The following is a 23,221-nucleotide window of genomic DNA, read 5'->3' on the forward strand; positions in this document are numbered from 1 at the left end:
TTATACGATGAGAGATGCGCCGGTCAGGAGACCAGCGCGCTTGCAAACATGTCTTCGACTTCAGCATGGGCGGCGCGGACGTCGACCTTGAGATTGCCGAGGCGGCCCTTGCCGGCGGCGATCCGTTGCAGCGCGGCGTCCGTCAGCGGCCGGGCGGCCTTGGCGGCGGCCTCGCTTTCGGCAATGTCGCCATGGCTGTGGAGGGCGATGTCGAAGCCGGCGTCGAGCACCTGCCTGACGCGTTCCGGCAGGGTGCCGGCGAGCGACTCCATGAAGATGCAGTCGGAAATCAGCACGCCGTCATAGCCGATGTCGTTGCGGATGACGTCGTGCATGACAGGTGAGACGGAGGCCGGCAGCTCCGCGTCATAGGCCGAGTAGACGACATGGGCGACCATCGCCCAGGGCGTATCCTTCAGCGCGACGAAGGGCTTGAAATCGGTCGCAGTGAGCGTCGCGCGGGAGGCGTCGACCACCGGGCGCTCCTTGTGGGAGTCAAGCGTCGCACGGCCATGGCCGGGAATGTGCTTGATCACAGGCATGTTGCCGGTCTCGAGCAGGCCATTGACCACCTCGCGGCCGAGGGCGGCGATGACATCGGGATCCGGGCCGAAAGAGCGGGCGCCGATGACCGCGCTCGTCGTCTCGAAGACGAGATCGAGAACGGGCGAGCAGCCGCTGGAAAGACCGAGTTCCGTCATCATCGCGCCCATGGCCTGGGAGGAAAGGCGCAGTGCTTTTTTGCCGAGATCGAAATCGCGGCGGGCAAGTTCGGCAAACTGGCCGAAGCTGTGGAAAAGCGGCCAAGGCCCGGCATCGAGATGCTGGACGCGGCCGCCTTCCTGGTCGGTGAAGACAGGCGCATCGTCGCGGCCGACGGCTTGCCGAAAGCGTTCGATCAGGCGCCTGGTCTGTTCCGGCTCGCGCTGGTTGCGCCGGCCGACGAAGAGGCCGAGCGGATTGGTCTCGCGGAAGAGGGCGAATTCATCATCCGAAATCGCGGGATTCGGAAGGCCGACGAAAAGGGCGAGCGGGGTCGAGGACAATTCTGTAACTCCGGGATCAGATGGTCATTTCGGCATGCTTCTCAGCATGCCTTCGTAAATGCCCTTGTCGGGGGCGGGGATGACGATGGCGCCGGCGGTCCCGGCGTAGAAATCGACCGGGCCGGCATCGCCGATGAAGGCATAGGCGTGACCGAGCGTCTTCATCGCCTGAAGGCAGGCGGAAAAAAGGGCGAGCCCGATGCCCTTGCCGCGCGCTTGGCGGTCGACGCCGGTCGGGCCGAAGAAGCCGCGCGCCGTCGTGTCATAGCAGGCAAAGCCCTTGAGCTTGCCGCCGTCGACGGCGATCAGGCAGGCAACAGGCTGACGCGCGAAGGCGATTGCAACTTCGCTCGCCCAGTTTTCGCTGAAGTTTTCGCGAACCCAGTTGACGACGAGATGCAATTCCGGGGGAAGGGCCGGGCGGATGGAAACGCTGACATCGTCGGCTTTCCGCTTCAGATCGGCAAGCTGTGTGGAGTATAAGCTCACAAGCAGGTCTGGCACCCGTCACTCCTCCTGATATTCCTCTATTACGGAATATATCCCCTTTTAATGACATAGATTTGGCGATCTGGCTGGGCTTGTCAACAGGGATTTTTCAGATGGGTCGCAACGCTGCTCGCCGTTACGCTCCTGCTTTCAAAGCAAGGTAGTTGCCGAACGCAAAAACGGCTCGGGGCGCGAGCCCGAGCCGTTTCGATGGAAGCGTGCGTCGATGTGCGCGCTTATCCCTCGACTCTCCAGAGCGCATGAAAATGCTGCACCGGGCCGTGGCCGGAGCCGACGGTGAGGCTTCCTGATGCCGCGACCGCGCCGGCGAGGTAATCCTTGGCGATGGCGACGGCCTCAGACACCGAGGCGCCCTTGGCAAGCTCTGCCGCCAGCGCGCTCGACAGCGTGCAGCCGGTGCCGTGGGTGTTCTTGGTCGGCTCGCGTCTGGCTTCGAACCAGTGCAGGCCGTCGGCTGTGGCAAGCACGTCGGGGCTGTCGTCGCTGTCGAGATGACCGCCCTTGACCAGCACGGCCGCCGGGCCGAGCGCGCGCAGCTGCTCGGCCTGCGCCGCCATGTGAGACCGGTTTGTCGCCACCGGCTGGTGCAGCAGGGCGGCGGCCTCCGGCAGGTTCGGGGTCAGAAGTGTCGCCAGCGGCAGCAGCCGGCTGGTCAGCACGTCGACCGCTTCGGGTGCCAGCAGGGCGGCGCCGCCCTTGGCGATCATGACGGGGTCGATGACGATGGGGATGCTGCGCCGGTCGGCCAGTGCGGCAACAAGCGCGTTGGTGACGGCATCGGCGATGCCGGCATTGGCGATCATGCCGATCTTGACGGCATCGACGCGCACATCGGCAAAGACGGCGTTGATCTGGTCGGCGACGAATTGCGGCGGCACCAGATGCACGCCGGTGACACCTTGAGTGTTCTGCGCCGTCAGCGCGGTCAGTACCGCCATGCCGTAGACGCCGCGAGCGGAAAAGGCCTTGAGATCGGCCTGGATGCCGGCGCCGCCCGAGGGATCGGAGCCGGCGATCGATAAGACGTTGCGGATCATGCGCGGGCCTTTCGGATTTCTCCGGCGATGCGGCGAGCAGCGGCTTCAGGGTCCGGCGTGCCGCAGATGGCGGAGACGACGGCAAGCCCCTTGGCGCCCGCGTCAAAGACTTCGGCCACATGCTCTGCCTTCAGGCCGCCGATCGCAACCGACGGCACCGGCGAAGCCGCCACCAGCCTTGCCAGGCCCTCAAAGCCGATCGGCTGCTTGTGGTCGGCCTTGGTCGGCGTCGCAAACACCGGGCCGACGCCGGTATAATCGACGAGGCTGGGATCGACGGCAGCGGCGAGCGCCTCGGTCTCGACCGACAGGCCGAGGATCATTCCGGGGCCGATCATCTTGCGCGCTCTCGCCGCATCCATGTCTTCCTGGCCGATATGCAGGCCGTCGGCGCCGATGGCGATGGCCGCCTCGACATCGTCGTTGACGATGAGCAGGGCGCCGGTGCCATCAAGCGCCTGTTTCAACGCGCGTCCGGTCTCGATCATCCCGGTCGTGCCGGCATGTTTGTCGCGCAGTTGCACCATTGTCGCGCCGCCGGCAACGGCAAGGCGGGCGGTCTCGACCATGCCGATCCCGGCGCAGAGATCGGGGTCGAGGACGAGATAGAGCGAGAGATCGAAGGTCTTCATGCGGCCGATATCCTGGCCCTGGCATCGAGCGTTTCGGCGTCAAGCGCGTTCAGCGCATCGAGGAAGCGCCAGGCGAAGGAGCCGGGACCGGCCGCACCGAGTGCTGCCTCTTCGCCGGCGATGGCGAAGGTTGCGAGTGCTGCGCCCGTCGCCCCGAACATATCCTCGGGTACTGTGGCGGCAAAGGCGCCGACGAGGCAGGTGAGCGAGCAGCCGAGGGCGGTGACCTGCGGCATCAAGGCCGATCCGCCTGTGATCCGCACCGCCCGCTCCCCATCGGTGACGAAATCGACTGCACCGGTGACGGCGACGACCGCCTGCTGGCGCTCGGCGAGCCATCGCGCTGAACCTTCCGCCTGTTCAACCGGATCGCGGCTGTCGACGCCCTGGCCGCGGCTCTCGCCGCCGGCGAGCGCGATGATCTCGGAGGCATTGCCACGGATGATCGTGGGCTTGAGCGCCAGCAGACCGGCGACCGCATCGCGGCGGAAAGCCGTGGCATAATGGGCGACCGGATCGAGCACCCAGGGTTTGCCGGCTGAGGTCGCTGCCTTCGCTGCGGCCTGCATGCCGTCGATCCATTGCGACGACAGCGTGCCGATATTGACGGTCAGCGCGTTGGCGATGCCGGCGAATTCGCCGGCTTCCTCAGCGGCATGCACCATGGCGGGCGAGGCGCCGGCGGCCAGCAGGACGTTGGCGGCGATGTTCATGGCGACGTAATTGGTGATGCACTGAACGAGCGGCGGCTTCTCGCGCATCGCCTTCAGCATGGCTCCTGGTGTGGTCCTGGTCTGCATGTGGCCCCTTTCAGGCGGGGGCGGGCACGGGGTAATTCGTACGGCGAGCCGCGACCCCGAGCGACTCCCTCCGCCGGCATTATCCGGTTCAGGTTCGAAGGGTGCTTCTCAGCCCGTCTGTCGACGGGCGCCCCTGTCTCTCATCGCGCTCTTTTTCGCAGAGAATGGGGCGGATGTCATCTCGAAAATGACAGTCCTATTTGTGTGGCATTTACAGCAGGGGCGACGAATAGAACGGCCAACAGTCGTGGATCACCCCAGATCGTGTCCGCAGAGAATCTTATAATAGCGTCTAACTCAAATCATGAAGATCCGTCGCAATCGCCAACCCGATCGAAAACTCCGAAAACCGCACCGTCAACCCGCTGCGCTCCGGCGTGCAGGCCATCGGCCCGACCTCGTAACCGTCGGCGGCCGGGAAGGGCGCTAGCCGCAGCAGCGGCCAGCGGCTCCCGTCGCGAGAGGTCTGGATGCGCAGGGCGCCGTTGGCGAGGGTGACGCGGATCTGGAAATCTTCGAGTTCCTTGAAGGGCTGCGACACCGACCAGTCGGACCTGCCGTCGGTGACGACGGTGCTGAGGAAAGCTTCGCCGTCGGTGAATTCCACGCCTGTTTTTACCCAGCGTTTCCCGTCGAGGCGCACCATCAGGCCAGCCTGGTCGTAGAGGGTGCGGAATTCGCCCTGGATGCGGATCTGGGCGGTGAAGCTCTCTGCCGTGGGAAAGGCAAGGAAATGGCCGCTGTCGCGGGTGAAGCCGTAATGGGTTTCCCGCCAGAAATCGGTTTTTTCATCGGTCGTCAGGGTGAGGGCGGTGTCGTCGGCGTGCCAGCTGGCCGGTTCGTTCAGCCATTTTCCGCCCTTGAAATTGATGTTCATTCTTTTCTCCCGTTCCGCTGAAGCCTGACCATCCGTGTGCTTGGCATAATGCGCAGCCTTCGTGCAGGCGCAGCCGAAGATTGTGTTTTCTCGCGTTCCGGTATCCCGGCAGAGGCATAATCGGTCACCCACGCTTGACAGGATCAATCCAGCTCTTATTCTCTTACAAAAAGATGAATTACATAATTGTGGAACTGGACCGGGAGCCTTCTCATGAAAACACTTGTCGCATTTCTCCTTGGCACCGCGCTCGTCGCCCTGCCTTCGACCCTGCTTGCCCAGGAAAAGGGCGGCGTCATCAATGTCGCGACGATCGGCGAGCCGCCGACGCTTGATCCGATGTCGTCGACGGCCGATCTCGTCGGCATCGTCACCCAGCATATTTTCGAAACGCTTTACACATTCGACAAGAGCTGGAACGTCACGCCGCTACTGGCCGAAAGCCTGCCCGAGATCAGCGCCGATGGCAAAACCTATACGATCAAGCTCAGGACCGGCATCAAATTCCACGACAATAGCGACATGACCTCGGACGATGTCGTCGCCTCGCTGACCCGCTGGATGAAGATCGCCTCGCGCGGCAAGCAGGTGTCGGGCTTCATCGACAAGATCACTGCTGTCGATCCTTCAACCGTCACCATCACGCTGAAGCAGCCCTATGCGCCGCTGACCTCGCTGCTTGCCTTCAACAATTCGGCGGCGATCATCATCCCGTCGGAAAAACAGGACGAGCCGATGAAGGAGTTCATCGGCACCGGTCCCTATATGCTGAAGGAGCGCAAGGCCGACCAGTATATCCAGCTCGTCCGCTTCGATGGCTATAAGTCCCGCGAAGGCGACAGCAATGGTTATGGCGGCGCCCGCCATCAATATCTCGATGAAATCCGCTTCGTGCCGGTGCCCGATCCGAACACCCGTGTCGAAGCCGCCGTCTCCGGCCAGTATGATTATGTCGATTCGATCGCCGTCGAATCCTACGATAAGGTGAAGGCGTCGACTGCCTCGCAGCCGGTCATGTTGAAGCCCTTCGGCTATCCGGTCTTCGTCTTCAACACGAAGGAAGGTGTTGCTGGGAATGTCGAGGTCCGCAAGGCGATCCGCCAGGCACTCAGCATGGAAGACATGCTGGCCGCCGCTTTCGGCAGCAAGGATTTCTATGCGCTCGACGGCGCCATCTATCCGAAGTCCTTTTCCTGGTCGACCGATGCCGGCGTCGAAGGCGCCTATAATCTCGCGGATCCGGAAGGGGCGGCCGCTGCTGCCAAGAAGGCCGGTTATAATGGCGAGCCGATCCGAATCCTGACCAGCCGGCAGTACGAATTCCACTATAAGATGGCGCAGGTCGCCGCAGAATATCTGAAGCTTGCCGGCTTCACCGTCGATATGCAGGTGGTGGACTGGGCGACGCTGACTCAGCGCCGCACCGATCCGAAGCTCTGGGATATCTACATCACCCACAGCCCGTTCCTGCCGGAGCCGGCCCTGATCGGCTCGCTTTCGACCAGCTCGCCCGGCTGGTGGGATACGCCGGCCCGCAAGGCCGCCGTCGATGCCTTCACCGCCGAGGTCGACCCGAAGAAGCGCGCCGCGCTCTGGGCCGATGTCCAGAAGGCTATCTATACAGATGCGCCCTTTATGAAGATCGGCGATTTCAACGCCGTCTCGGCGAAATCGGTCAAGCTCGAAGGTGTCGATCCGGCCCCATGGCCGTATTTCTGGAACGCTTCGATCAAGAAGTAAACATCGCCGCCGGCGCTGGCCCTTCGTGGCCGGTGCCGGTCTTCTTTTCTGCCGCATCTGCAAGGGCTTGAAGGCCAGCATTCATGATCCGCTACATCCTCCAGCGCCTGTTCGGCATGATCGTCGTGATGTTTCTCGTCGTCACGATCGTCTTCGTCATCGTGCGCGTGACGCCGGGGGACCCGGCTGCCGTCATGCTCGGGCCGGATGCGACGCCGCAGGATGTTGCCGATCTGCGGAGCCGCCTCGGCCTCGACCAGTCGCTCGGCCTGCAATATTTCTATTATATCGGTCAGCTGCTGAGGGGCGATCTCGGCCAGTCGATCTTCCTCAACATGCCTGTCACCTCGGCTCTGCTCGACCGCGCCGAGCCGACCTTCTTCCTGACGCTGTTTTCGCTGGCCATTGCCGGCGTCATCGCGCTGCCGATCGGCATCTATGCGGCCTATCGGCGCGGCTCCTTCGTCGACCAGGCGGCAACGACGCTGGCGATGTTTGCCGCCAGCATCCCAAGCTTCTGGCTCGGCCTCATCCTGATGCAGTTCTTCGCCGTCCGGCTCAACCTTTTCCCGGTCTCGGGTTATGGCGGCCCCGGCTCGACCTTCCTTGAGCGGATGTATCATCTGACCCTGCCGGCCTTCGCGCTCGGCATCGTCTCCTCGGCGCTGATCCTGCGTTTCACCCGCGCGTCGATGCTCGATGTGCTCGGCGATGATTATATCCGCACGGCGCGCGCCAAGGGGCTGGTCGAGCGCAAGGTCATCCTCAAGCACGCGCTGAAGAATGCGCTGATCCCGATCCTGACGGTGCTCGGCCTGACGGCGGCGGTGCTGATTTCGGGCGCCGTCGTCACCGAGACCGTCTTCGGCCTGCCGGGTGTCGGCAATCTCGTCGTCTCGGCGGTGCTGCGCCGCGATTACCCCGTCATCCAGGGGGCGCTGCTCGTCATCGCCGCCCTCTACGTGCTGATCAATTTTGCAATCGACATGCTCTATCTGCTGGTCGATCCGAGGGTGCGCTACTGATGGCCGATATCGCGATCAAGCCCGCCGAGAGCGAAGGCAGCAAATTCGTCCGCCGCCTGCTGAAGCGCAAGACGGTGGCCTTCGGCCTGCTGATCCTGACGATCTTCGTGCTGCTGGCGGTCTTCGCCCCTGTCGTCGCGCCCTATTCGCCGTCCAAACTTTCCATCGTCAACCGGCTGAAACCGCCGAGCGGCACCTTTTTCTTCGGCACCGACGAGTTCGGCCGCGACGTCTTCTCGCGCACGATCTTTGCCGGCCGCCTGTCGCTGCTCGTCGGGGTGGCGGTCGTCAGCCTGTCAGCCGTGATCGGCGTGACACTCGGCCTGCTTGCCGGTTTTTTCCAGAAGCTCGATACGCCGATCGCCCGGCTGATCGACGCGATGATGGCCTTTCCCGATATTCTGCTGGCGATCGCGCTTGTCGCCGCCCTCGGTCCCTCCTTGACCACGGTTATCATCGCGCTGTCGATCGTTTATGCGCCCCGCCTTGCCCGCATCGTCCGTGCGTCGACGCTGGTCATTCGCGAGCTGCCCTATGTCGAGGCGGCAAAGGCGCTCGGCATTTCGACCTTCCACATCATGACCCGGCATGTGTTGCGCAATCTGCTCTCGCCGATCCTGGTGCAGGCCACCTTCCTCTTCGCCAGCGCCATGCTCGCCGAAGCCGGGCTCTCCTTCCTCGGCCTCGGCGTCAGCCCCGAAATCCCGACCTGGGGAACGATGATCGCCGCCGGCCGCCAATATATCGGCCAGGCCGACTGGATGACGCTGTTTCCGGGTGTCGCCATCATCCTCTCGGTGCTGTCGCTGCAGATGGTCGGCGACGGCCTCAGGGACATGCTCGATCCAAGACTTCGCAAGGACCTTTAATCCGCCGACCAGACGTCGGCCCAATCCAAATTTGCATGACAGGAGTTTGCGTGAATCAGTTTCCCACCGCCGCCGGCAAGGTCGAGAACTCGCCTTACCAACGGTTGGCCGCCCTCGGCATCAAGCTTCCGCCGCCGCCGCCGCCGATCGCCAATTTCGTGACGCATGTGGTGGAGGGCAATATGCTCTACCTCTCCGGCCAGGGGCCGCGCGAGGCCGATGGCTTCCTGCATGCCGGCAAGGTCGGCGCCGGCGTCAGTGTCGAGGAGGCCTATCGGCATGCACGGCTGACCGGCATCAATCTGCTCGCCGTCATGCATGATGCGCTCGGCGATCTCTCCCGCGTCAAGCGGGTGGTCAAGCTGCTCGGCATGGTCAATGCCGTGCCTGAGTTCGAGGATCATCCGAGCGTCATCAACGGCTGCTCGGATCTGCTGATCGCGGTCTTCGGCGCGGCCGGCGAACATGCCCGCTCAGCCGTCGGCTTCGGCTCGCTGCCGGGCAACATCACCGTCGAGATCGAGGCGATCGTTGCCTTGAATGGCTGACGAGAGCTTTCATATTTGGAGAAGGGTCCACCCATGGCCCGTTCCTCGACCCAGACTTCTGGAGACCTTCATGCCCAATGATATCAGACCTTCGCTCGGCCTTCGGCCCGTCATCAACGTATCCGGCACGATGACCAGCCTCGGCGCGTCGATCGTCGTGCCGGAGGCGATCGAGGCGATGGCATCGATCCTGCCGCATTTCGTCGAGATCAACGACCTGCAGCGCAAGGCAAGCGCCATCATCGCCCGGCTGACCGGCGGTGAGGCGGGCTTCGTCACCGCCTCCTGCTCGGCCGGTATTTCGCTGGCGGTCGCCGGCGCCATCACCGCCGACAATCTGCTGGCGATCGAGAAGCTGCCGGATGCCGTGCCCGAGAAGAACGAAGTGCTGGTGCAGATGGGCCATGTGGTGAGCTACGGCGCGCCGGTCGACCAGGCGATCCGGCTTGCCGGCGGCAAGGCCGTGCTGATCGGCCAGGCGACCTCGACGCATCGCTTCCACATGGAAAAGGCGATCACCGACAAAACAGCCGCCGCCGTCTATGTCGTCTCCCACCATGTCGTCGATTACGGCCTGTTGAACCTCAAGGAATTCGTCGAGGTCGCCCATGCCAAGGGCGTGCCTGTGATCGTCGATGCCGCCTCGGAATACGATCTCCGGATTTTCCTGGAGCAGGGGGCCGATATCGCCCTCTATTCCGGCCACAAGTTCCTCGGCGGCCCGACCTCCGGCATCGTTGCCGGCCGGAAGGAACTGGTGCGCCATGCCTTCCTGCAGAACATGGGCATCGGCCGCGGCATGAAGGTCGGCAAGGAAAGCATCTTCGGCGTCATGGCAGCGCTGGAAGCCTGGGAAAACCGTGACCATGCCGGCATCCGCGAACGCGAGACCGGTTATCTCAACCTGTGGAAGCGCACACTCGATGGCCGCCCCGGCCTGACCTCGCTGATCGAGCCTGACCCGACCAACAATCCGCTCGAGCGGCTGCGCCTGATCGTCGATCCCGAAGAGGCCCATATCACCGCCTGGGACTTGGCCGATGCGCTGGCGAGGGGCAACCCGCCGATCATCGTGCGCGACCATGAGGTGGAGCACCGTTATTTCTATCTCGACCCGTGCAACCTGCATCCGGGCCAGGACGTCATCGTCGCAAACCGCCTGGCCGAGGAACTCGACAAGGCGCGCGCTTCCAACGAAATCATCGCGACGCCGATCGAAAACCGCAGCCGGCACCGCTTCGATGCCGCGCTGCGCTGGCCGGATTAAGCCGCAAGGGGAGCGATATGGCTGAGGTTCAAGCGCAACCGATCGAGACGAGCGCACCCGTTCTTTCCGTCGACAGGCTAACCACCTCCTTTCTGGTGGATGGCGCCTGGAAGCCGGTGGTGCGCGATGTCTCGTTCACCGTCGCACCCGGCGAGACGGTGGCGATCGTCGGCGAATCCGGCTCGGGCAAGAGCGTCACCTCGCTCTCCATCATGCGGCTGCTGCAGGCGGATACGAGCCGCGTCGACGGCCGCGTGCTGCTCGGCGGCCGCGACCTGCTGGCCTTGCCGGAACATGCCATGCGGCAGGTGCGCGGCAACGAGGTGGCGATGATCTTCCAGGAGCCGATGACATCGCTCAATCCGCTCTTCACCATCGGCGACCAGATCTCCGAGGCGCTGCTTTGCCATTCCGATATGAGCCGAGCCGATGCCAAAGCCGAGACGATTAGGCTGCTGGAAAAAGTCCGCATCCCCTCTGCCGCCTCGCGTTTCGGCGAATATCCGCATCGTTTTTCCGGCGGCATGCGCCAGCGGGTCATGATCGCCATGGCCCTTGCCAGCCGGCCGAAACTGCTGATCGCCGACGAGCCGACGACGGCGCTCGACGTGACGATCCAGGGCCAGATCCTCGATCTCATCAAGATGCTGCAGGAGGAGGAGGGGACCTCGGTTCTGTTCATCACCCATGACATGGGCGTCGTCGCCGAGATCGCCGACCGGACGGTGGTGATGTATCGCGGCGAACAGGTGGAAAGCGGGCTCACCGCCGATATTTTCCACCGCGGCAGACATCCCTATACCAGGGCGCTGCTATCGGCCGTGCCGGTGCTCGGCTCAATGCAGGGCCGCCAGCGGCCTCTGCGTTTCCCCGTGGTCAATACGGCGACGGGGGAATCCGACATTCCGGCCGAAGCCGCCGATACGGTCGCGATGGCGCCGGTCCTTGAGGTGAAGAACCTCACCAAGCGTTTCGACATTCACTCCGGCCTGTTCGGCCGGCTGACCAGCCGCGTGCACGCGGTCGAGAACGTCTCCTTCGATCTCCATGCCGGGGAGACGCTGTCGCTCGTCGGCGAGTCCGGCTGCGGTAAATCGACGACGGGGCGCGCCATCTTGCGGCTCATCGAGCCGCAAGCCGGTTCCGTTCTCGTCGAGGGCAGGGAGGTGCTCGGCCTCGACAGGAGGGAGCTGCGCGAGATGCGAAAATCCGTGCAGATGATCTTCCAGGATCCCTTTGCCAGCCTCAATCCGCGCATGACGGTGGGTGCGGCGATCGCCGAACCCTATCTCGAACACAGGATGGGCAATGCAAAGCAGGCAAGGGACGTGGTCGCCGACCTGTTGGTGAAGGTCGGCCTGTCTGCGGATATGGCGGCGCGGTATCCGCATGAATTTTCCGGCGGCCAGCGCCAGCGCATCTGTATTGCCCGGGCGCTTGCCTTGCAGCCGAAGGTCATCGTTGCCGACGAAAGCGTCTCGGCGCTCGACGTTTCGATCAAGGCGCAGGTGATCAACCTGATGCTGGACCTGCAGCAGAGCCTCAACCTCGCATTCCTGTTCATTTCGCACGACATGGCGGTGGTCGAGCGCGTCAGCCACCGGGTGGCGGTGATGTATCTCGGCGAGATCGTCGAGATCGGCCCACGGGCCGCCGTCTTCGAAAATCCGCAGCATCCCTACACCAGGAAACTCATCGCCGCCGTGCCGGTGCCCGATCCGGACCGCCGCCACGAAAAGCGGATGGTGGCCAATGACGAGATCAAGAGCCCGATGCGCTCGGTCGACTACCAGCCTCCGGCCACCTTCTATCGTGAAGTCGGACCGGGCCATCTGGTGATGGCCGATCGGTAGGTTCGCTTGGCCCAATGGCAGTTGCCTAACGGGCTGGCGGCGCATAAAGCAGATGTAGTGACACCTGCCTGGAAAGCCGCATCAATGGACAAGACAGAGTATTATTCGAAGCTTGGCGGTCTGCCGCCGCAGACCCAATTGCTTTCCGGCAAGGCCGTTTTCACCACGGCTTACGCGGTCATCCCGCGCGGCGTCATGAGCGATATCGTCACGAGCGTCCTTCCGCATTGGACGGGAACGCGGGCATGGGTTCTGTCCCGGCCGCTTTCCGGCTTCTCCGAGACCTTCTCGCAATATGTTATGGAAGTTCAGCCGGGCGGCGGAAGCGACCGGCCGGAGCCGGACAAGCGGGCCGAGGCGGTCCTCTTCGTCGTCGAAGGCGGCATGACGGTGGAGCTTGAAGGCGTCAGCCACGCGCTGCGCGCCGGCTCCTTCGTCTATATCCCGGCCGGTTCGGCCTGGCGCCTGAAAAACGATGGCTCGACCGCGGCGATCTTCCATTGGATCCGCAAGGCCTTTCAGGAGGTCGAGGGGCTGGAGCTGCCGCCGGCCATCGTCACGCATGAGGATGACCATCCGATCCGGGCGATGCCCGACACCGATGGGCGCTGGGGCACGACCCGCTTCATCGATCCAGCCGATGTGCGCTACGACATGCACGTCAATATCGTGACCCTGGAGCCAGGTGCGGTGATCCCCTTCATGGAAACCCATGTCATGGAGCATGGCCTTTATGTGCTTGAGGGAAAGGCGGTCTATCGCCTCAACCAGGATTGGGTCGAGGTCGAGGCCGGCGACTTCATGTGGCTGCGCTCCTTCTGCCCGCAAGCCTGTTACGCCGGCGGCCCCGGCCGGTTCCGCTACCTGCTCTACAAGGACGTCAACCGGCACATGAAACTCTGGTAGAACCTGCGCCGGGCGACATCCATGCGGCCGTGATCACGCCGCCGTTGCTTGTCGCTTGGCAGCCTTCACATGGGTTGTGCTGCGGCGACCGTCGACGCTGACGGGGACGTCGCCGTCAACAGTGGCGCGGCGCACCACCCGGTGCTGGTCGCCATAATCGTTGACAGCATAATGCTGGGTGGCGCGATTATCCCAGATCGCGACATCTCCGGCTCTCCAGCGCCAGCGCACGGTATTTTCCGGCGCGGTGACGTAGGACTGGAAGACCTCGTAGAGGTTGGCGGAATCGGCCTTCGATACGCCGATCAGGCGCTGAACGAAATTCCCAAGCAGCAGCGATCTTTCGCCGGTTTCCGGATGAACACGCACGACCGGATGCTCGGTCTCGTAGATGGTCGAGGTGAAAATCTCCTCGAAATGCTTCTTCTCTGCATCCGTGGCGCGAGGGCGCACGGCGGCATAGTCATAGGCATTGCTGTGAATGGCCCATAAATTATCCGCCAGCAATTTGAGCGGCGCCGGCAGACTTTCGTATGCCGCATGGGTGTTGGACCAGATCGTGTCACCGCCGGCTGCCGGAATGACGACGCCGCGAAGGACAGAAAATTTGGGGTAGGCGTCGACGAAGGTAACGTCGGTGTGCCACTGGTCCGCTCTGCCGCCGCCGCGGCTGGAATCGAGGTTGAGGATGGAAGCGGTGCCGGCGACCGGTCCCTGGGTTGGATGCGGCACGAGGTCGCCCAGGCGGCGTGCGAAGGATTCCTGTTCGGAATCGTCAAGATGTCCCTGGTCGCGGAAGAAGATGACCTTGTGCTTCAGGAGAAGCTGATTGATGGCCGCCACCGTTGCATCCGAAAGTTCTCCGCCGAGGCGGATACCTTTGATTTCGGCTCCGACACGGCCGGTCAGCGGCACGACATCGGTGTCGGGAATGATCTGATTGACGAGAACCGGATTGCTCATGGAAATCTCCTGTTGATATGGGAAGAAGTCGGCAGGTCACATGCGCCCGAAGAAGCGTTCAAAGGGCGTTCGAAAATCTCATCGCTGAAATCGACAGGGTCATCGAACAAAATAATCTATAAAAGATATAGACAATAATTTCTAATTTTGCGTGTTTTCGTAAAAACAACCGACTTCGATCGTTCTTTCTCGCCGATGGTTTCCTCGCCGACGGGGAGACTGGCGGCGCCTGTCGTTTCTTCGTATCGTCCGCAGGCTGCGCCGGATGTCCCGGCAATTTCAGAGGCCGTAAATCGGCGCCCGGAGAGGAACTTTCGATGACAACAGTCAAACTCCTGTCGGACCAAGAGGCCGCAGCCATTCCGGCCGTGCAAGCCGTGTTCGACGACATCCGAGCGACACGCAAGACCGACTTCATCAACAACTTCTGGCGTGCCCTTGCAATCGATCCCGCAAACCTCAAACGCGTATGGGAAACGCTCAAATCGGTCATGACGGTCGAGGGCGCGATCGATCCGTTGACGCGCGAGATGATCTACATAGCGGTGTCAACCGCCAATGCTTGCCAGTACTGCGTTCAATCCCATACCGCTGCCGCCCGTGCGCGGGGAATGACCGATGCCCAACACGGCGAACTCCTGACGATCATCGGACTTGCCGGCCAGACAAACCATCTCGCTCTCGCCATGCAGGTTCCGCCCGATCCGGAATTTGAGGTGCGATAGAAACAAGGGACTTGGCGCTGGCATCACATGCGCAGCTGCCGCCATCTGCAATCTCCACCTCCAGATACGGGAGTGATATAATGCAACGTTAAATTGGCCGTTGGCTCTGGGAACCAGACACCCGCCTTCTGCTAAATACCCTCCAAGGATCCTTTCCTCGGCGCCTTGCGGGCCGCGAGGGATGCTGCAGGCATCTCAAAGAGATCGTTCTTCGTCCTGATGAAACGTCCGGATATGAACGCCGCCTTGCTCGATTTCGGGGGCGGCTTCAAGATCGGACCTTCACTTCTGCGAAGGCGCGTCTCATTATTGCAGACCCGGCAATAAAATAGAAACTATTCACGCAATTGTGGGTGTGAGGATCTGACGGCAATATCCATCCGTCAGACGAACACAGCGTCGCCTGAAGTTTTCAATGATGAACTCGCAAGACGCGAGATGGCTCAGAACCTTTCTTCCATGAACACGCAGGGGCGTACTACTCTCCGCAGGCGCCGCCGCAGCGGCCATGGCAATTTCACCCTCTCTCAGCTTCGCAGCCAACGCTGCTCCCGCCACCAACCCAATCGAAGGAACCAAGACAATGGCATATATAACCACCAACGACGGCGTTGAGATCTTTTACAAGGACTGGGGTCCGAAGGATGCGCAGCCGATCGTCTTCCATCACGGCTGGCCGCTGTCATCGGACGACTGGGACGCCCAGATGCTTTTCTTCCTTTCGAAGGGATACCGCGTCGTCGCCCATGACCGCCGCGGTCACGGTCGCTCCGCCCAGGTTGCCGACGGACACGATATGGACCATTACGCCGCCGATGCCTTCGCCGTCGCAGAAGCGCTCGACCTGAAGAATGCCGTGCATATCGGCCACTCGACGGGCGGCGGCGAGGTTGCCCGCTATGTCGCCAAGCACGGCCAGCCCGCCGGCCGCGTCGCCAAGGCGGTTCTCGTCTCGGCTGTGCCGCCGCTGATGCTGAAGACCGAGAACAACCCGGAAGGCCTGCCGATCGAAGTCTTCGATGGTTTCCGTTCGGCGCTCGCGACGAACCGCGCCCAGTTCTTCCGCGACGTTCCGGCCGGTCCGTTCTACGGCTTCAATCGTGATAGCGCGACAGTTCAGGAAGGTGTGATCCAGAACTGGTGGCGGCAGGGAATGATGGGCGGAGCCAAGGCCCACTACGACGGCATCAAGGCCTTCTCCGAAACGGACCAAACGGAAGACCTGAAGGCGATCACGGTTCCGACGCTCGTACTGCACGGCGAAGATGACCAGATCGTTCCGATCGCGGATTCGGCCCTGAAGTCGGCAAAGCTGTTGAAGAATGGTTCACTCAAGACCTATCCCGGCTTCTCGCACGGCATGCTGACCGTCAATGCCGATGTCCTGAACGCCGATCTTCTGGCCTTCGTGCAGTCCTAAACAAGACCCGGAGCCGCGATGTGAAAGCAATCGCGGCTCCGATCTTTTATTGAACACAGCACGAAATTCGGAACGGGACCATGATGCTGTTGACCCCAGAGCTTGTTGCCCTGACGTTGCGAGACGTCCTGGACGATGGCCCAGAACCGGGCTGGACACCACTCTCCGAGGCGGAACTTGACTGTCTCGTCGACAGGATTGAACGAGAGGCAGGTGGCGAACCGATTTGGGTCTTCGCTTACGGGTCCCTTATCTGGAACCCTGAGTTCGAGCCGGCAGCCCGAATGCCAGCATTCGCATATGGATGGCATCGATCGTTTTCGCTGAGGATCGAACGTTGGCGGGCAACCAGCGAACAACCAGGTCTGATGATGGTTCTCGAACGCGGCGGGCGTTGTGATGGTGTGGTACTCCGTTTATCCGAAGAGCGTCGCCGCCAGGATCTCGGTGCGCTCGTGGCGCGCGAAATCAAGTACCACGAAGTCGCCGCCATGGTCCGGTGGGTTCGCGTGCAGACGCCTGAAGGCATGAAGAACGCCCTGACCTTCTGGGCAAGTACCAGACGATCCGGCCTCACCAAGCCATTGCCGAGGCAGACCACCGCGGAGCTAATCGCAAACGCCTGCGGGCAGGGCGGATCGTGCGCGCAATATCTGCACAACACGATCGTTGATCTTGAGGCCGAGGGGATCCGAGACCGAAATCTCTGGCATCTGCAGGCGCTCGTGGCCGAGCAGATCAAGGCAAAGCAAGCAGCCTGATCGTCGTCCTAACTGAACGTCAATCCAGCATGACCATGTGCGCCGGGACTTGCTCTTCGAAGAACTTCGAGAAGGATGCGATCCGGGGCGGCAGGGCCTGATATGGCGGGTAGTAGAGCGTCAACCACAGGTCGGGCGGAGCCCATCCCTTGAAGACATGGACAAGACGACCGCTGCGGATGTGGTCGGCAATATTGAACCCCGGTAGCATGGCAACGCCCACACCGTCGGCGGCCATGTCCGCCAGAACCTCGCCACTGTTGGCGCTGAAGGCCCGACCTGCCGAAATCGTCATGCTGGATCCACCATCCGATAGCACCCAGTTCTCGCGCCGGCTCTCACCGCTATAGGCGAGGCAGTCGTCAGGTGTCAGTTCGTTCGGGTGCTGCATTTCGGCGAACCGACTCCCGGGCGCCGCGATGAGTATCCGAGGAACGGCACGGATCTTGCGCCAGATCGTGAACTTGTCCGATGGTTGGGATGAGATGCGGATCGCCAGGTCGTAGTCGTCATCGACAATGTTCACCAATCCATCGGACAGCGAGATCTCGAAGCTCATCTTTGGATATCGTTCCTTGAATCCTGAAAGGATCGGCGGCAGCACTGCCTTTCCGAACCATGTCGGCGCGCTGATCCGGAGCCGCCCTTCGTCAGCCTTGTGAGTGTTCATCACCTCGCGCCGTGCGTCTTCGAGCGTCTTCACCGCAGGCTGGATCTGCGCGGCAAAGATCGCGCCATCGGTCGTGAGGGAAACCTGCCTCGTAGTGCGCACAAAGAGCTGAACGCCGAGTTCTGCCTCGAGCGCGGCGATGGCACGCGTGACGGCTGCGGGTGTCATGTCCAGTTCGCGGGCTACCTGGGCGAAATTCCGCTTCTCGGCGGCGAGGAGGAAGGTTCGGAGAGCTTTGTAATCGTTCATATCATTGTTTCAAAAATTGCAATTCAATCACAAGGAATATTGCAATTCTCGGCGGCGATCAACCGGCCTACATTCATATCAACACACGAACATCAACGCCCATTGAAAGGCATCGACATGATCAAAGATATCAAGGGACTGCATCACGTGACCTCGATGGCATCGGATGCGCGGCAGAACAACCGCTTCTTCACCGACACGTTGGGCCTGCGCCGCGTCAAGCAGACAGTCAACTTTGACGACCCAAGCGTCTATCATCTGTATTACGGCGACGAGAACGGCTCAGCCGGGACGGTCATGACCTACTTCCCGTTCCAGAACATGATGCTGGGGCGTCCAGGCGTGGGCGAGGTCGGTGAAACGCAGTTCTCCGTGCCGAAGGGTTCGCTGAAGTTCTGGCAGGATCGCTTCACCGCTCAAGGTGTCGACGGGCTGGAAACGGACACCGTCTTTGGTGCCAACCGTCTTCGTTTCATGGGACCGGATGGCGACAGCCTTGCGCTTATCGAGTCCGCCGACGATACCCGCGCCCCATGGCTGGGCGACGGTATCCCTAGCGATGCTGCCATCCGCGGTTTCGCCGGCGCTCGCTTCAGCCTGCACGATATCGCAGCGACTGAAGAACTGCTCGGCTTCATGGGCTACCAACGCGCCGAAAAGGAGGGCGATGTGACTCGCTTCATCATTCCAAACGGAAACGGAGCGGACACGATCGATCTTGCAGCACTGCCGAAGACGCCTTTTGCCCGTCAGGGTGCGGGTTCGGTCCACCATATCGCGTTTGCGGTCGACAACCGCGAGAAGCAGCTTGAGGTGCGCAAGGCGCTGATGGATACCGGATATCAGGTCACGCCCGTCATCGACCGCGACTATTTCTGGGCGATCTACTTCCGCACGCCGGGTGGCGTTCTGTTCGAGGTTGCCACGAACGAGCCGGGCTTCAACCGAGACGAGGACACCGCGCATCTCGGCGAAGCACTCAAGCTCCCGAGCCGATACGAGGAATTCCGGGATGAGATCCAGGCCAACCTCGTGCCGCTGGCGGCCTGATGCCCAGCATTGATCGTCATGTGACGAAGAACTTGAAGCGTCGCGGATCCCTGAATCGCGGCGCTTCAGTGCGTCCTGCGCGAACGCCCGCAGCGATGAGCTATGCGGGCGTTGAGGGCGAGGGCGATATGCGCGACGAGAGAGCGGTCCGCGCCATCCTGACCGATCAGGGGCAGGAGGGCAGCGCCGATATCCCGCACCGTAGGATCATCCATGCCGCGACAGACAGCCAGATCATTCAGCCCTCACCTGTCTGATCCGCGAGTTCGGTCAGATGCTTCCGCGGGAGATGTATGACGAATGCTTCGAACTTTCCGCGGACGGCGATTGCCGCGCCCTGCGCAGACTTATGAGACAGACGGATCCTTTGGGATAAGATCTTCGGAGGAGAGGGCGGTCTGTTCTGCCATATGTCGGAATGCTCGACTCGATCAGATGGAGCACGATGAGAAACGCGTCGTCGGCCGGATATGACCACGGCAGGATCCCGCTCGGTGTAACCTCTGGCGACATAGGCCATTGTCATCTCGGCTTCCCGAAGAGGCCTCGTCACGAGAGTGCGTGCACTGCCCGCCTGGACCCATTCGCCCATATTGTTGGCGACCGCCGATGCTCCCTCACAATGAACTCTTATGAAGAGGGCGTGGAGGTCGAACAGACTTCCCGAGCCGCTGGTTTGCAAATTTCCGCTCAATCCACCGTTGTGGCGCGTCGGGTCATATTAGGATAGTTTCTCGCGCGAAGTTCGCCGCAGGTCTTGTCGAATAGTCAGATCCATGGAACGAAAGACAGGCAAATCTGGCCGCGCGCGCTGGAGCGGCCCAGGCGTTTCGGCGCCAGATTCCAGGCGTGGTTCCGACTCCCCTGATCGGGCGAGCGGCGGGCGCTTCCCCACTACGGAACGGCGGAAGCTGAGGCTTGATGTCCATTGTTGCGAAATGTGTAATTCATTCGCAAGTAATATTGCAATTCCGTGTCGAGAGCCGACGCAATAGATTTCTATTCAGCAGCCAAGACAACGAGTGAGCGGCTCTCAAAGGGAACCCGCAACACTCCAAGGATTGCAGAACGAGCGTCGTGCCGCGGCATCCGATGCTGCTGCCCATTCTGACACCGCACAGGCGGTCCAAACAACCGAAGAGGAATTGACTATGTCCAAGCTCGAAGTCCTGACCCCGGCAAACAGCCAGCTCATCTTCATCGACCAGCAGCCGCAGATGGCGTTCGGTGTGCAGTCGATTGATCGCCAGACACTGAAGAACAATGTCGTCGGCCTTGCCAAGGCCGCCAAGATCTTCAACGTCCCCACCACGATCACCACGGTCGAAACCGAATCCTTCTCGGGCAATACTTTTCCGGAACTGCTCGCCGTCTACCCGGAGAACGATATTCTCGAGCGGACCTCTATGAACTCCTGGGACGACCAGAACGTCCGTGACGCGCTGGCGAAGAATGCCGCCAACGCACGCAAGAAGATCGTCGTCTCGGGGCTCTGGACGGAAGTCTGCAACACGACCTTCGCACTCTCCGCCCTCCACGACGTTCCGGAATACGAGATCTACATGGTCGCCGACGCTTCGGGCGGCACTTCGTCCGACGCACACAAATACGCGATGGATCGCATGGTGCAGGCAGGCGTGATCCCGGTCACCTGGCAGCAGGTTCTGCTCGAGTGGCAGCGCGACTGGGCCCGCAAGGAGACCTACGACGCGGTCACCACGCTTGTGAAGGAACACTCCGGCGCCTATGGCATGGGCATCGACTATGCCTACACCCACGTCCACAAGGCCGCCGAACGCGTCGCCCACGGCAAGCGCATCGGCCCGAACCCCGCCAAGTAAGGCCTGCTCGGCCCGCTCCGATAACCCCGTCGGGGCGGTCTTTCCGTCATTCTGGAGGACATCCCATGAAAATCTATCTCCTGTCGCTCGGTGCAGGCCTGCTTGTCGGCATCGTCTACAGCCTGCTCAACGTCCGCTCACCCGCACCGCCGGTCATCGCTCTAGTCGGCCTTCTCGGAATTCTTGTCGGCGAACAGATCATACCGCTCGCAAAGACCTTGTGGAGCAAGGAGCCGGTAGCCGTCTCATGGCTTCATCAGATCAAGCCGCACATGTTCGGTCACCTACCCAAGGGCGGCGATCGTATCGACGTTGCTCATCGCGCAGACGGCCAAGTAGAGGAGCGGAGCTGATGACGACGCGGCGAACCTTCCTTGGAGGAGCATCAAGCCTGGCGTTTTCGAACCTCTTCTCACCGGCGAAAGCCGCCGATCCCAACCAGACCCGAGTAGACACCATGCATCCCGACCTGATCCTTCACAACGGCCGCATCACCACACTTGACCGGACCAATCCGAACGCGACGGCGATCGCCATCAAGGACGGGCTGTTCTTGGAGGTCGGATCCGACAGCGAGATCATGGTGTTGGCTGGCCCCGACACCAGGATCGTCGACCTCAAGGGCAAGCGCGTCCTGCCGGGCCTGATTGACAACCATACCCACGTTATTCGCGGTGGCCTGAACTACAACATGGAACTGCGCTGGGACGGCGTGCGCTCGCTCGCAGATGCCATGGACATGCTGAAGCGCCAGGTGGCGATCACGCCCGCGCCGCAATGGGTGCGCGTTGTCGGCGGGTTCACCGAACATCAGTTCGCCGAAAAGCGTCTGCCGACGATCGAGGAGATCAATGCGATCGCTCCCGATACCCCGGTCTTCCTGTTGCATCTATACGATCGGGCACTCCTGAATGGCGCGGCCCTGCGCGCCGTCGGCTACACCCGCGATACGCCGAACCCGCCGGGTGGTGAAATCACCCGTGATGCCAATGGCAATCCGACTGGCATGCTGCTGGCCAAGCCGAATGCAGGCATTCTCTACTCGACGCTCGCCAAGGGGCCGAAGCTTCCTCTGGACTATCAGGTAAACTCGACCCGCCACTTTATGCGCGAACTGAACCGCCTTGGCGTGACCGGAGTGATCGACGCGGGCGGCGGCTTCCAGAACTATCCGGACGATTACGAGGTCATCCAGAAGCTGTCGGACGAGAACCAGATGACGGTTCGTCTGGCCTACAATCTCTTCACGCAGAAACCGAAGGAAGAAAAGCAGGATTTTCTGAACTGGACGCAGTCGGTCAAATACAAGCAGGGCAACGACTATTTCCGTCACAACGGTGCCGGCGAAATGCTTGTCTTCTCCGCCGCCGATTTCGAGGATTTTCGACAGCCACGTCCTGAAATGGCTCCGGAGATGGAAGGCGAGCTGGAAGCGGTGGTCCGGGTTCTTGCCGAAAACCGTTGGCCGTGGCGCATGCACGCCACCTATGACGAGACCATCTCCCGCTCGCTCGACGTGTTCGAGAAGGTCAACAGGGACATCCCGCTCAAAGGCCTCAACTGGTTCTTCGATCACGCGGAGACCATATCGGAACGGTCGATCGACCGCATTGCGGCACTTGGCGGCGGCATCGCCACTCAGCATCGCATGGCCTATCAGGGCGAATATTTCGTCGAGCGCTACGGCCATGGCGTGGCGGAAGCCACGCCGCCGATCAAGCGCATGCTCGACAAGGGCGTGAATGTCTCGGCAGGTACGGATGCCACCCGTGTCGCCTCCTACAATCCGTGGGTCTCGCTCTCGTGGATGGTGACCGGCAAGACAGTTGGCGGAATGCAACTCTACCCGCGTGCCAACTGCCTTGATCGCGAGACGGCGCTTCGCATGTGGACCGAAATGGTCACCTGGTTCTCGAACGAAGAGGGCAAGAAGGGCCGTATCGAAAAGGGCCAGTTCGCTGATCTGGTCGTGCCGGACAAGGACTTCTTCTCCTGCGCCGAGGACGAAATCTCGTTCCTCGTTTCGGAGCTGACCATGGTCGGTGGCAAGATCGTCTACGGCGCGGGCGACTTCAAGACGCTCGACGAGAACGACATCCCGCCCGCGATGCCCGACTGGTCTCCTGTCCGCAAATTCGGCGGCTATGCCGCCTGGGGCGAGCCGGAAGGTGCCGGTGCCCGTTCGTTACGCCGCACGGCAATCTCCACATGCGGATGTGCCAGCGATTGCGGCGTGCATGGGCATGATCATGCCGGTGCTTGGACGTCCAAACTTCCGATCGCCGACCTCAAGGGATTCTTCGGCGCTCTCGGCTGCTCCTGCTGGGCAGTCTGATCTCGGCTTCACGCTTGGGCGGCCACGCCGCCGCCCGAGCAATCCATTTCATAATTTCAAAAATCGCAATTGAATCGAAACGATTGCTGCAATTGTT

23 protein-coding genes and 1 riboswitch are annotated in these 23,221 nt (G+C 61.7%); of the genes, 15 read left to right on the top strand and 8 right to left on the bottom strand.

What is annotated here, in order from left to right; all coding sequences use genetic code 11:
- Positions 1-23: 23 nt before the first annotated feature.
- The 6 genes from HJB82_RS11975 to HJB82_RS12000 all read right to left on the bottom strand — a co-directional run bounded on the left by HJB82_RS11975 (position 24) and on the right by HJB82_RS12000 (position 4,902).
- Positions 24-1,046 (bottom strand): glycoside hydrolase family 3 N-terminal domain-containing protein, encoded by a 1,023-nt coding sequence (locus HJB82_RS11975; protein WP_221140028.1) that lies wholly within the window; start codon positions 1,044-1,046, stop codon positions 24-26.
- Between the two features lie 24 nt (positions 1,047-1,070).
- Positions 1,071-1,550 carry a GNAT family N-acetyltransferase gene (locus tag HJB82_RS11980; protein ID WP_207585232.1) on the bottom strand — a complete coding sequence of 160 codons (480 nt, stop codon included), beginning with the start codon at positions 1,548-1,550 and terminating at the stop codon, positions 1,071-1,073.
- A gap of 221 nt (positions 1,551-1,771) precedes the next feature.
- A complete protein-coding gene (gene thiD / locus HJB82_RS11985; protein WP_221140030.1) occupies positions 1,772-2,593 on the bottom strand; it encodes a bifunctional hydroxymethylpyrimidine kinase/phosphomethylpyrimidine kinase in 822 nt (273 codons plus the stop codon).
- Positions 2,590-3,225, bottom strand: coding sequence for a thiamine phosphate synthase (gene thiE / locus HJB82_RS11990; RefSeq protein ID WP_207585234.1), 636 nt, complete (start codon positions 3,223-3,225; stop codon positions 2,590-2,592). Before thiE ends, thiD begins: the two co-directional genes overlap by 4 nt.
- Positions 3,222-4,025: a hydroxyethylthiazole kinase gene (thiM, locus tag HJB82_RS11995; protein WP_221131901.1), complete on the bottom strand. Its 804-nt coding sequence runs from the start codon at positions 4,023-4,025 to the stop codon at positions 3,222-3,224. The genes thiE and thiM overlap by 4 nt, the downstream gene beginning before the upstream one ends.
- A 48-nt stretch (positions 4,026-4,073) precedes the next feature.
- Positions 4,074-4,170: riboswitch (TPP riboswitch) on the bottom strand.
- A gap of 147 nt (positions 4,171-4,317) precedes the next feature.
- Positions 4,318-4,902, bottom strand: a complete 585-nt coding sequence (locus HJB82_RS12000; RefSeq protein ID WP_221131902.1) for a DUF1349 domain-containing protein — start codon at positions 4,900-4,902, stop codon at positions 4,318-4,320.
- A gap of 213 nt (positions 4,903-5,115) precedes the next feature.
- On the opposite strand from HJB82_RS12000, the gene HJB82_RS12005 reads away from it, so the two are divergent.
- From HJB82_RS12005 to HJB82_RS12035, 7 genes are all read left to right on the top strand, one after another.
- Positions 5,116-6,642 carry an ABC transporter substrate-binding protein gene (locus tag HJB82_RS12005; RefSeq protein ID WP_221140032.1) on the top strand — a complete coding sequence of 509 codons (1,527 nt, stop codon included), beginning with the start codon at positions 5,116-5,118 and terminating at the stop codon, positions 6,640-6,642.
- Positions 6,643-6,725: 83 nt separating this feature from the next.
- On the top strand, positions 6,726-7,667 hold the full coding sequence (locus HJB82_RS12010; RefSeq protein ID WP_221140034.1) for an ABC transporter permease: 942 nt from the start codon (positions 6,726-6,728) through the stop codon (positions 7,665-7,667).
- On the top strand, positions 7,667-8,536 hold the full coding sequence (locus HJB82_RS12015; protein WP_221115702.1) for an ABC transporter permease: 870 nt from the start codon (positions 7,667-7,669) through the stop codon (positions 8,534-8,536). Before HJB82_RS12010 ends, HJB82_RS12015 begins: the two co-directional genes overlap by 1 nt.
- Positions 8,537-8,571: 35 nt before the next feature.
- Entirely contained in the window at positions 8,572-9,084 is a 513-nt protein-coding gene (locus HJB82_RS12020; RefSeq protein ID WP_207585240.1) for a RidA family protein, read from the top strand.
- 70 nt (positions 9,085-9,154) lie between these two features.
- A complete protein-coding gene (locus HJB82_RS12025; RefSeq protein ID WP_207585241.1) occupies positions 9,155-10,351 on the top strand; it encodes an aminotransferase class V-fold PLP-dependent enzyme in 1,197 nt (398 codons plus the stop codon).
- Between the two features lie 17 nt (positions 10,352-10,368).
- Complete coding sequence (locus HJB82_RS12030; RefSeq protein ID WP_207585242.1) at positions 10,369-12,204, top strand: ABC transporter ATP-binding protein; 1,836 nt, start codon at positions 10,369-10,371, stop codon at positions 12,202-12,204.
- Positions 12,205-12,288: 84 nt separating this feature from the next.
- On the top strand, positions 12,289-13,110 hold the full coding sequence (locus HJB82_RS12035; protein WP_207585243.1) for a bifunctional allantoicase/(S)-ureidoglycine aminohydrolase: 822 nt from the start codon (positions 12,289-12,291) through the stop codon (positions 13,108-13,110).
- Between the two features lie 33 nt (positions 13,111-13,143).
- Here the strand turns inward: HJB82_RS12035 and HJB82_RS12040 are convergent, their stop codons facing one another.
- Positions 13,144-14,073, bottom strand: coding sequence for a TauD/TfdA family dioxygenase (locus HJB82_RS12040; RefSeq protein WP_221140036.1), 930 nt, complete (start codon positions 14,071-14,073; stop codon positions 13,144-13,146).
- A 317-nt stretch (positions 14,074-14,390) separates the two neighbouring features.
- Between HJB82_RS12040 and HJB82_RS12045 the strand changes: the two genes are divergently transcribed.
- From HJB82_RS12045 to HJB82_RS12055, 3 genes are all read left to right on the top strand, one after another.
- A complete protein-coding gene (locus HJB82_RS12045) occupies positions 14,391-14,798 on the top strand; it encodes a carboxymuconolactone decarboxylase family protein (RefSeq protein WP_221131906.1) in 408 nt (135 codons plus the stop codon).
- 583 nt (positions 14,799-15,381) lie between these two features.
- Entirely contained in the window at positions 15,382-16,218 is an 837-nt protein-coding gene (locus tag HJB82_RS12050; RefSeq protein WP_207585246.1) for an alpha/beta fold hydrolase, read from the top strand.
- Between the two features lie 83 nt (positions 16,219-16,301).
- Positions 16,302-16,979: a gamma-glutamylcyclotransferase gene (locus HJB82_RS12055; RefSeq protein WP_207585630.1), complete on the top strand. Its 678-nt coding sequence runs from the start codon at positions 16,302-16,304 to the stop codon at positions 16,977-16,979.
- Positions 16,980-16,998: 19 nt separating this feature from the next.
- Here HJB82_RS12055 and HJB82_RS12060 read toward each other — a convergent pair whose 3' ends face one another.
- On the bottom strand, positions 16,999-17,898 hold the full coding sequence (locus tag HJB82_RS12060) for a LysR family transcriptional regulator (RefSeq protein ID WP_207585247.1): 900 nt from the start codon (positions 17,896-17,898) through the stop codon (positions 16,999-17,001).
- A gap of 117 nt (positions 17,899-18,015) precedes the next feature.
- Between HJB82_RS12060 and HJB82_RS12065 the strand changes: the two genes are divergently transcribed.
- The 5 genes from HJB82_RS12065 (at position 18,016) to HJB82_RS12085 (ending at position 23,124) form a co-directional block, all read left to right on the top strand.
- Positions 18,016-18,948 (top strand): VOC family protein, encoded by a 933-nt coding sequence (locus tag HJB82_RS12065; protein ID WP_207585248.1) that lies wholly within the window; start codon positions 18,016-18,018, stop codon positions 18,946-18,948.
- A gap of 95 nt (positions 18,949-19,043) precedes the next feature.
- The gene (locus HJB82_RS12070) at positions 19,044-19,205 is read left to right on the top strand and encodes a hypothetical protein (protein WP_221140037.1); all 162 of its coding nucleotides are present in this window, start codon (positions 19,044-19,046) and stop codon (positions 19,203-19,205) included.
- An 894-nt stretch (positions 19,206-20,099) separates the two neighbouring features.
- Positions 20,100-20,789 carry a hydrolase gene (locus HJB82_RS12075; protein ID WP_207585249.1) on the top strand — a complete coding sequence of 230 codons (690 nt, stop codon included), beginning with the start codon at positions 20,100-20,102 and terminating at the stop codon, positions 20,787-20,789.
- 65 nt (positions 20,790-20,854) lie between these two features.
- Positions 20,855-21,142, top strand: coding sequence for a XapX domain-containing protein (locus HJB82_RS12080; RefSeq protein ID WP_207585250.1), 288 nt, complete (start codon positions 20,855-20,857; stop codon positions 21,140-21,142).
- Positions 21,142-23,124 (top strand): amidohydrolase, encoded by a 1,983-nt coding sequence (locus tag HJB82_RS12085; protein ID WP_221131907.1) that lies wholly within the window; start codon positions 21,142-21,144, stop codon positions 23,122-23,124. Before HJB82_RS12080 ends, HJB82_RS12085 begins: the two co-directional genes overlap by 1 nt.
- Positions 23,125-23,221: the final 97 nt, after the last annotated feature.

The sequence above is a fragment of the Rhizobium sp. NZLR10 genome (assembly GCF_019685125.1).
Taxonomy (GTDB): domain Bacteria; phylum Pseudomonadota; class Alphaproteobacteria; order Rhizobiales; family Rhizobiaceae; genus Rhizobium.